Source organism: Clostridia bacterium (assembly GCA_024685775.1).
Classification (GTDB): domain Bacteria; phylum Bacillota; class Clostridia; order Christensenellales; family CAG-1252; genus CAG-1252.
This window is the reverse complement of the sequence record JAIKVL010000024.1, coordinates 1-9,166: the sequence shown is the minus strand read 5'-3', so window position 1 is coordinate 9,166 and position 9,166 is coordinate 1. Positions and strand designations below refer to the sequence as shown.

Here is a 9,166-nt window from a genome sequence, read left to right as displayed (position 1 = left end):
ATACGCCCCTCAAACGTACGCGTCTGCCTGTTCCGCCATGACCGCAAAAATATTCAAACAACAAGCAATATCTTAAAGGGTAACGATTTTTTTGTCAAGTATTATTTGCTACTTTTTCCGCAAAAAATTTAACGGCTTTCGCGATATAGCGCGCAGTGTCGGAAGGAAGCGCGGAATAGGCGCCGACTTCCTCGGAAGCGTACTCTCCCGCGACGCCGAGGACGTACGCCGCGCCGTATGCGCTTTCGATGGGATCGCGCCCGCCCGCAAGCATCGCGGCGATCGCGCCGGCAAGGAGATCTCCGCTCCCCCCTTTCGCCATTCCGGGAGAACCCGTCTTGGAAAGATAGGCGCGTTTTCCGTCCGTAACGATCGTGGACGCGCCCTTCAAAAGGACGGTTACGCCGAATCGCGCGGCAAATTCTTTCGCGTAAGAAAGAGGTTCCGAAAGGATCTCGCCGACAGGGACGCCGAGAAGCCTCGAAAGCTCCTTCGGGTGCGGCGTAACGACCGTCGCGCCGGCGCGCTCTTTCAAAAGAAAAGGATCGGATGAAAGCAGATTCAGCCCGTCCGCATCCAAGACGAGGGGGCATTTTACGTTTTTGATCAAATAACGCAGGATATGCGCGCCGTTCTCCGAGAGATCGACGCCGTTTCCGAAAAGAACGGCGGACGCGCCCGAAATCGCTTTTTCGAGATAAGGTTCGGAGAAAAGAATTTTTCCGTCCGCGCTCGGAAGCGCGAGGAGCGTGCATTCCGTGATTTTATTCATAACGGAATAGAGAATACTGTCAGGGACGCAGAGTTTTACGAGCCCGTCGCCGAGGGCAAACGCCGCCGCGCCCATTTCGGCGAGAACCGCCGCGCCCGAAAAAGAATCGCTGCCCGCGAGGATGGAAAGCCGCCCAAGATCGCCTTTATGGACGTTTCGTTTTAAGGGCGAGAAGAGTTTCGCGACGTCCTCGTCTTCGATCATTTCGAGTTCCGCCGTCGCGGGATCGATCCCGACGGGCAAAACGCCGATCTCGCCCGAGCAATCGAGCCCGTCCGAAAGAAAATGACCGAGTTTCAGGGTTTGGACGGCGAACGTTACGTCCGCTTCCACCGCCGCGCCGAGGATTTTGCCGCTATCCGCGGAGAGACCGCTCGCGATATCGACGGAAACGACGAAAGCTTTCGACGCGTTGATCTTTTTGATACATTCGAGGTAGTCGCCCGAAACGGGGCGGGAAAGCCCGATCCCGAAGATACAATCGACGATATTCGCGTAGACGGAAAAATCAAAATCGTTTTGAAAAGAAAGAACGTCTTCTCCGCAAGCCGCGCGATAGAAAGCCGCGGCGGGATTTTGCGGTTCGCCGAATTCCAAAACGGAGACCGAGTACCCTTTCTCTTTCATCAAAAGATACAAGCAGTATCCGTCGCCGCCGTTGCCGCCCTTTCCGCAGACGATCAAGGTCTTACCTTCGCGAAAAGGCGCGTTTTCGAGGACGCCGAGCGCCACAAGGCGCATCAGGTTTTCAGCCGTTTCGCCGCGCGCGATCGTCTTTTGATCCGCTTCTTTCGCGGAAATCGAGGAGCAAAGATCAATCATTCGAAGTCACCGCACGGAGGATCGCTTTCGAGCAAAGCGCGTCCGCCATCATTTGCAGTTCGACGGGATTCGCCGCGACCGAAGCCGAGCTTAAAACGAAGATCGAATCGCCGTCAAACGCCGTGTGAACGGGGCGAATGCATTTCGCATAAGCGTCCTGCGTCACGTCCGCAAGTTTATTCGCCTGCGCTTTCGTTAAAGAAGCGTTCGTCAAGACGCAAGTGATCGTCGTGTTGGAAAAAGACGGCGAAACATCGGAAGTATCCGACTTTTTGATCGGTTTCCCGGTCGCGGGATCATAGATATCGCCAAGCGCGTTAACGACGGTCACGACCGCCATTTCGACACTTCCTTTTGCGGCGACGCAAACCGCCATTCCCGACTTTTTCGCGCCCGACATACCGCCCATTTTACAGACGGTCGCCCCCGCGCCCGCGCCGATCGAGCCTTTCATCTCAAAAATCGGAGCGGCGTTTTGGCAAGCGAAATACCCCGCCTCTTTATTCGGAAAATCAAAAGAACCGTATTCGAGATCGTAGATCGAAGCGCCCGCGCAGATTGGGACGCGATAGCCGCCCGCATCGTAGCCGCAACCTTTTTCGTGTAAAAACCGAGCGACGCCGGAGATCGCTTCGAGACCGAACGCGCTACCGCCCGACAAAACGACGGCGTTTACTTTATCCACCGTGTTTTCCGCGCGGAAAAGATCGGTCTCGTGCGTTGCGGGCGCGCCGCCCCGAACGCTGACGCCGCCGACCGCGCCCTGCGGCGCAAGGAGGACGGTTACTCCCGTTTTGGTTTCGTTATTCGTGTAATTTCCGATCAAAAAACCTTCCAACATACATTCTTCCTCCCATTGAGCCGATCAACGGATCGGGCAAAAACGCTCTTCCGTATAGTCCGCGGTCGCCCTGCCCGAGCTCACGTCCGCAACGAAAGAAACGAAAGCGGACGAAGAAGCGACGGGGATCGCCGCGGTAAACGACGCGCCGCTATCAAAATCGCTCGAAAGGATCTGCCCTCCGAGCGAAAAAATTTTGTTTTGCAAAGCGGAAAAACAAGCGTACTCGCATTTTACGGCGTAGACGGCGCATTTGTCAAAAGAAGTCGCGCCCGCAAGAAGCATCGCCGCGTCCGCTGCGTCCGCATAAGCGCGCGCCAAACCGCCCGTTCCGAGTTTGATCCCTCCGAAATAGCGAACGACGACGACCGCGGAATAGGTCAATCCTCTTCTTTTGATCGCTTCGAGGATCGGAACGCCCGAAGTTCCCGAAGGCTCGCCGTCGTCACTCGCGCGAAATTTTTCGCCGTTTTCCCCGCAAACGTAAGCGTACGGAGCGTGCGTCGCGTCCGGAAATTGCTTTTTTACGCCGCGGATCCGCTCTTCCGCTTCGTCTTGATCGGAAACGGGAAAGCAAAAAGCGAGAAATTTGCTGTGTTTTACGTTCGTTTCGGCTTGCGCGTCATTCGCGAGAGTCTTATACATTACCCTTCGAAGGAAACCTTGACGCGGTTTTTCTTGCCTTTATAGATCACGCAACCGTTCGCGACTTGGCTGTCCGAAACGACGGCGTTAACGTCCGCGATCTTTACGCCGTCCACGGAAACCGCTCCGCCTTGAACCAAGCGGCGCGCTTCGCTCTTGCTCGGCGCAAACCCGACCGCCGCGAGAATATCGACGACCTTGACGGTCTCTTTGGATACGGAAGCCGACGGCATATTTTCGACGTCGCCGGAAAAAGCGGCTTTGACCTTTTTAACGACTTCGTTCGCGACGTCCTCGCCGTGCACGATCTTCGTGATCTCGTAAGCAAGGCGCTCTTTGGCGGCGTTGATTCGCTCGTCTTGATGCGCGGTCATTTCCTCGATCTCGTCGAGCGGCATAAAGGTCAAAAGCTTCATACATTTGCGGACTTCGCTGTCCTCGACGTTTCGCCAGTATTGATAGAAATCATAGGGGGAAGTCTTTTCCGCGGAAAGCCAAACCGCGCCCGAAGCGGTCTTGCCCATTTTCTTGCCCTCGCTGTTCGTCAAAAGCGGGAACGTCATCGCGAAAGCGTCCTTTCCGAGTTTGCGGCGAATGAGGTCGGCGCCCGAAAGCATATTGCTCCATTGATCGTCGCCGCCGCACTCCAAGACGCAACCGTACTTTTTATAAAGAACCAAGAAATCGTAGCTCTGCATCAACATATAGTTGAATTCGAGGAAGGTCAAGCCTTTTTCCATACGATTTTTGTAACACTCGGCGGTCAGCATACGATTGACGCTGAACAGCGAACCGATCTCACGCAAGAAATCGACGTAATTAAGGTTTAAAAGCCAATCGCCGTTATTTACCATGATCGCGGCGTTTTCCCCTTCGAAAGAGAAGAAACGGCTCATTTGCTTTTTGAAGCATTCGCAGTTATGCTTGACCTGCTCCGCCGTCAGCATATTCCGCATATCCGTCCTGCCGGAAGGATCGCCGATCATTCCCGTGCCTCCGCCGATCAAGACGATCGGGCGATGCCCCGCCTTTTGCATATGGCTCATCGCCATCATCGCGAGATAGTGACCGACGTGCAAACTGTCCGCCGTGGGGTCGAAACCGATATAAAAACTGACCTTTTCCGAACCGAGAATTTTATAAAGATCCTCTTCGTAAACCGTCTGTTTAATAAAGCCTCTTTCGCGCAGCGTGTCCATTACGTTCATAAATCAAAACTCCTAATAAATCAAAATGCTATTTATTATAATAACATTATAATAATCGTTTCGCAAGTCAAAGCGGCGAGTTTTTACGCTTTCCGCAAGCGCGCCGCCTATTTTTCCGGGTCGAATTTGCGGATCGGAAGATATTTCGGCACCTGCTTGATATAATCAATATACTTCGGATATTTTTTCGAGGAGATCGCTTCCGCCAAAGTCGAACTGCCCATAAAGAGGAAAACGAGCATCAAAGGTCCGATCGCAGACCAGTGAAAAAAGATCTTACTCGCCACCCTCGCGCCGATCGCCGCAAGATACAAGCTGACCCAAAAGCCCTGCTCTCCGAGATAATTCGGATGGCGCATGCGCCCCCAAGGACCCGTCGTGTTAAACCCGAGATTATAGGGCGCGGGAAGAGCTTCAAGCGACTTATTTTCCGCAAGGAGTTCTTTCTTTTTGTTTTGGAAAACCCTCTGAAACTCATCCGAAATCGTTTCGAGAATCAAAAACGCGAGGGCAAGCGCAAATCCCGCGAAATCCCACGTTGAGAGAGCCGCCGCGGATTCCATCGCCGCAAGCGAGGGGAAACAGATCGCAAGCACCAAAGCGTTTTGATAAAAACTGATAAAAATCAAGTCGAACAACGTCCATAAAACGTTCTTTTTGAAAAAACGATTGCGGACGATCTTCCAGCGATAATCCTCTTCCCCTTCCCAAAACTTCAATTTGTACGCGCCTTTCCGCGCGAAATTGACGGTCAGGCGGATTCCCCAAATCGTAACGATGACCGCGTAAAGAACCAACCTGAGCTTCATTTCTCCGCGAATCGCGACGATCCAAACGTACGCGATCGGAAGAATGCTCCAAAGCTTATCCATTTGCGAAAAATTCTGCGCGAGTTCACCGACGATAAAGCAGTAAGCGACGCTCGCCCCGCAGACGATCAACAAAATCAGCATCGTCTTGCGTTGATTCGCGGAAAAGCCGTAATCGGAGAAAACCGCCGACAAAACGACCAAAGTCAAAATCAGAATCGCGGATACAACCGTTCCGACCGTCTTTTTCATAAAACGTCCTCCCGAAACGGCGACACGCCGTTTCCGTTTCATCATAGCATAAACGGAAGCGAAAGACAATGATTTGAGAGTAAGTCCGATAAACGAGCGCGAAAACAAAACTCACAAATTCCGAAAAATCCGATACTTTCAAAAAAAAACGGGGACCGAAGTCCCCGCATATATCACTCTTTGCTTATTACTTTTTTCTGCCAACTCTTTTCGCCGCATTTCGGGCATTTCATATAACGCGTTCTGCCCATATGTATCGCGCGATTGACCTGTCCGAACGTAGGAACGTACCGATGCCCGCATTTTCGACATTCGTAATACCCGGCGACCTGCTCGATCCGAAGCGCGAAAAAGATGAGAACGATGAGTTGGACGAGTCCGACGCCCGCCATAAGAAAAAACGTCCAAGGTTTCAAGTGCAAGACGCTGACGAAGACGATCCCGAGCGCGATCATCATAAGGGGCAAGATCGTCGCAGTCGTTCCTATGACGTTTTCAAGACGAAGCATTCTTTTATCAGATTCTTCTTTTTGCTTGATCATTTCAAGCAGATTTTTTTCCGATTCCGCGTTATATCGATCCATGGAAACCACCTCCCCACTCAGCAGATCGTTGACCGTGATATTCAAAATTTCGCAAAGTTCGAGCATGATCGACGCATCCGGAAGAGATCGCCCCGTTTCCCACTTGGAAATCGCGCGGTCTGTGATCCCGAGTTTTTCCGCAAGCGTTATTTGCGTAAGGTTTTGCTCTTTCCTCTTTTCGGCAATGAATTTTCCGATTTTGATTTGATCCATTCTACTTGCCCTCCTTTCGCCTTTATCTTAGCCTAACCTCATTAAAAACGCAACATACCGACGGTTGAGTCAGCGTCTCAACCGCAAGACAAGCGGATAACCGGTATTCATATTATAGCATAACGAAGATTTTTTTATCGAATATTTGACCGAAGAATAAACGAACCCGATTCCGTTACGGATCGGGTTCGTTTATTCGTTTTCTTGAAACTGCGGAGCATTCGATCGACTGTTTCAAGCGTTTGCGGCGCAAGCCCCGTACGCTTCTTCCCCGCTTTCGAAATTATTGCAGAGGCTGATGATCAAGACGTCGTCCGTCGCGGGACTCTTTACGAAATAATTGCTGGTCTCCACCTTGCGATAGACGCCGTCGTCACCGATTTGTCTGGTGATCATATGGAATTCCTGCTTTCCCTCTTTATATAGTTTGAGTTGATTTTCGCGGCGGAACATCGTGTTCCAACGCTCTTGGTCGTCAGGATGCATCGTTCGGGTGCCATGCTCGATCAAATCGTCCACGGTACCGGTGGACGGGCAGCTTTTGGACGTAAAGTTTTCATACGTCATCATATAAAAACTGTTGCGCGTCAAATTCCCGTAGATGATCAACGGATACCGTTTATAGACCGCTTGAAGCAAGATCTGCTCGGCTGCCGCTTCCGATTGAATACGGAGGACGTCCTCTTCCTCTGCATGGACGCAACAGTCGATCAAGCACTTTACGAAATCGTCCTCGGACATCGGACGAGCAAAGTAAAAACCTTGAATCAAGTTACAGTTGCAGGTTCTGAGAAAGCCGAATTGCTCCTTCGTCTCGACGCCTTCCGCGACGGTGCGGATATTCAGGCGATTGGCGAAAAGGAAAATGCTCTCCAAGATTACGCGCTCGCGTTCGCTTTCGCAGTTTTTCTTCAAGAGGGATCGATCGATTTTGATTTCATCGGGAAGAGTGTCGGCAACCATACTCAAAGAGGAGAGCCCGCTCCCGAAATCGTCGATGGAAAACTCAAAACCGTTTTCGTGGAGTTCCGCGACGGTTTTTCGCATCAATTCTTCTTCCTGAATCATCGCCGATTCCGTGATCTCCACGACGATCAAGCGACGATCGATATGATAAGAATCCACGATTTCGGCAAGGTGTTTCGGCATACCCTCTTCACGGAGATGCCAACGAGAGAAATTAACGGAAACCGGCATCGGTTCGATATTGAGTTCTTTCAAACGTTGAAGAAAAGCGCACACGCTCTCGACGACGTACCAATCGAGCATCGCGATGGCGCCCGTCTGCTCCATGGCGGGTAAGAACTGATTCGGCAAGATAACGTTACCGTCCGCCCTGACCCAACGAATCAAAGCTTCGGCGGATTTCATGCGGTTCGTCATAGCGTCGATTTTCGGCTGATAAAAAACTTTTAGTTCCCGCCTTTGCATAGCCTGCATGGCGACGAGAACGTCGCTGATTATAAACCCTTCCATTTCCTTTCTTTCTTCCTTTCTTTCCTTCGTATTTTTCGGTCAAAGCGCGCCGCAAAATATCGATCAGATCAACAAATCATTCGAGCGCATCGCGGAGAACGTTGTCAACCTTTCTCATTCGCTATTTTAGAATATATCATATAATATTCATATACACAAGCAATATTACAAAATAGGATTGCATTGTTTGGTTTTGAGTTCTTTTAAAAGATGAATGATTCGGACAGAAAAATCCAAAGAAATAACGCGTAGTTTTGATTCGGACATAGAATCGTTCCCTTCCTATCGTTTCAAGTATACCACATGGTGACATTTTGCAACTCTGCATCAAGTGATGATATGCCTGCAGCATAGTGATGTTGATTTCTTTGGCCTCAGTGATGTAACATGATTCTTTTCACGCGCGAAGCGCACATCACTTGCCGAAAGCAAACATCACGCCCGCAGGGCACATCACGTTCCGCGACAGCGGAGCTCATCGTAAAAAAACACTTTTTGTCCAGTTGACAAAAAACACTTTTTTGATGCACCACTCGTACATTATCTTTCGTTTGCGTATCATTTTTGAGTGTATATGTTGTACAATTTCAATATTTTCGCCCTATTTCAGAATGAAGCATTTGCTCTATCATTTTAGAATTTGTGCCTCAGCAATACTTTCCTCCTTTGTATTCTTAAACGGTTTATCTCGTTTTATTCAGTTTTTAATTGAGTCTAGATAATTGATGCAACCTCTTTAATTCTTAATTTTGAAATCATCGACTTCGTATGTTCGCTTATTCGCAACATAGTGAACAGTTACCGTGTATTCATAACCCGTACTCTTATTCTTTACTTTCACAACACTCTGCATTTTTACCCACCCTTCACTAGCGGGCCATCTGGAGTCACCTAAACTCCCTATGCTGCTGCTCAAATCAACTGCATTCGAAGAAAAGGGATTTTCTTTTACCGCCTTAAATATCATTTCTTCCACCAAGTTTTCTGGAAGTCTACTTGATATAGAACCACTAGCAGTTGACCCTCTATTTGCGTAAATTATTTGTCTGCTTTCTTCAGATTCTTGAAAGACATTATTAACAATTCTTCCATTTTTAGTTGTTCCTTTTTCCCACCAAATAACATTGTTGGCATTTTTAGAATCCGTCCAATCACCTTCGATTTCAATGCCGTCTAATCGAATTACTTTTCCATGTCCACTGTAATCGTTATTCTTCCAGCACCCTTCATATGTCGCTCCATTCGAGTAACGAATATACCCAAAACCATTAAAGCCATTTTCAGAATATTCCCCTATGTAAAAATCACCATTTGGATAATGACATTCTATTTTCCCTCTTAGAAATTTAGAACAACTAAATACCCCTTCAAAGTAGTCCCCATTTGAAAGTGTAAGTTTACCCTGACCTTGCATTTCGTCTTGTTGCCACATTCCCTCATAATTATCACCATTGCCCCATACACGAATACCGTGTCCCGAAAAATATCCCTGCGAAAAATTACCAGTATAATATCCGTTGTCATCAAAAGTATATTTCCCTTTA

Annotated in this window: 8 protein-coding genes; all 8 read right to left on the bottom strand. The window is 49.3% G+C overall.

Going from position 1 to position 9,166, the window contains the following annotated elements:
• Positions 1-94: 94 nt before the first annotated feature.
• The gene (locus K5753_04330) at positions 95-1,594 is read right to left on the bottom strand and encodes an NAD(P)H-hydrate dehydratase (GenBank protein MCR4726429.1); all 1,500 of its coding nucleotides are present in this window, start codon (positions 1,592-1,594) and stop codon (positions 95-97) included.
• The gene (locus K5753_04325) at positions 1,587-2,435 is read right to left on the bottom strand and encodes a P1 family peptidase (protein MCR4726428.1); all 849 of its coding nucleotides are present in this window, start codon (positions 2,433-2,435) and stop codon (positions 1,587-1,589) included. Before K5753_04325 ends, K5753_04330 begins: the two co-directional genes overlap by 8 nt.
• Positions 2,436-2,459: 24 nt before the next feature.
• Positions 2,460-3,080 (bottom strand): YigZ family protein, encoded by a 621-nt coding sequence (locus K5753_04320; protein ID MCR4726427.1) that lies wholly within the window; start codon positions 3,078-3,080, stop codon positions 2,460-2,462.
• Positions 3,080-4,288 (bottom strand): tyrosine--tRNA ligase, encoded by a 1,209-nt coding sequence (gene tyrS, locus K5753_04315; GenBank protein ID MCR4726426.1) that lies wholly within the window; start codon positions 4,286-4,288, stop codon positions 3,080-3,082. Before tyrS ends, K5753_04320 begins: the two co-directional genes overlap by 1 nt.
• Positions 4,289-4,395: 107 nt before the next feature.
• On the bottom strand, positions 4,396-5,349 hold the full coding sequence (locus K5753_04310) for a DUF1295 domain-containing protein (protein ID MCR4726425.1): 954 nt from the start codon (positions 5,347-5,349) through the stop codon (positions 4,396-4,398).
• Between the two features lie 173 nt (positions 5,350-5,522).
• Complete coding sequence (locus K5753_04305; protein ID MCR4726424.1) at positions 5,523-6,146, bottom strand: helix-turn-helix domain-containing protein; 624 nt, start codon at positions 6,144-6,146, stop codon at positions 5,523-5,525.
• A gap of 234 nt (positions 6,147-6,380) precedes the next feature.
• Positions 6,381-7,622: an EAL domain-containing protein gene (locus tag K5753_04300; GenBank protein MCR4726423.1), complete on the bottom strand. Its 1,242-nt coding sequence runs from the start codon at positions 7,620-7,622 to the stop codon at positions 6,381-6,383.
• Positions 7,623-8,358: 736 nt separating this feature from the next.
• Positions 8,359-9,166 (bottom strand): hypothetical protein (locus tag K5753_04295; GenBank protein MCR4726422.1); only part of this gene is annotated, 808 nt, incomplete at its 5' end.

Bases quoted from the DNA above. Each gene is read 5' to 3' on its own strand.
- K5753_04330 (MCR4726429.1), bottom strand. From the start codon at position 1,594: ATGATTGATCTTTGCTCCTCGATTTCCGCGAAAGAAGCGGATCAAAAG.
- K5753_04325 (MCR4726428.1), bottom strand. From the start codon at position 2,435: ATGTTGGAAGGTTTTTTGATCGGAAATTACACGAATAACGAAACCAAA.
- K5753_04320 (MCR4726427.1), bottom strand. From the start codon at position 3,080: ATGTATAAGACTCTCGCGAATGACGCGCAAGCCGAAACGAACGTAAAA.
- tyrS (MCR4726426.1), bottom strand. From the start codon at position 4,288: ATGAACGTAATGGACACGCTGCGCGAAAGAGGCTTTATTAAACAGACG.
- K5753_04310 (MCR4726425.1), bottom strand. From the start codon at position 5,349: ATGAAAAAGACGGTCGGAACGGTTGTATCCGCGATTCTGATTTTGACT.
- K5753_04305 (MCR4726424.1), bottom strand. From the start codon at position 6,146: ATGGATCAAATCAAAATCGGAAAATTCATTGCCGAAAAGAGGAAAGAG.
- K5753_04300 (MCR4726423.1), bottom strand. From the start codon at position 7,622: ATGGAAGGGTTTATAATCAGCGACGTTCTCGTCGCCATGCAGGCTATG.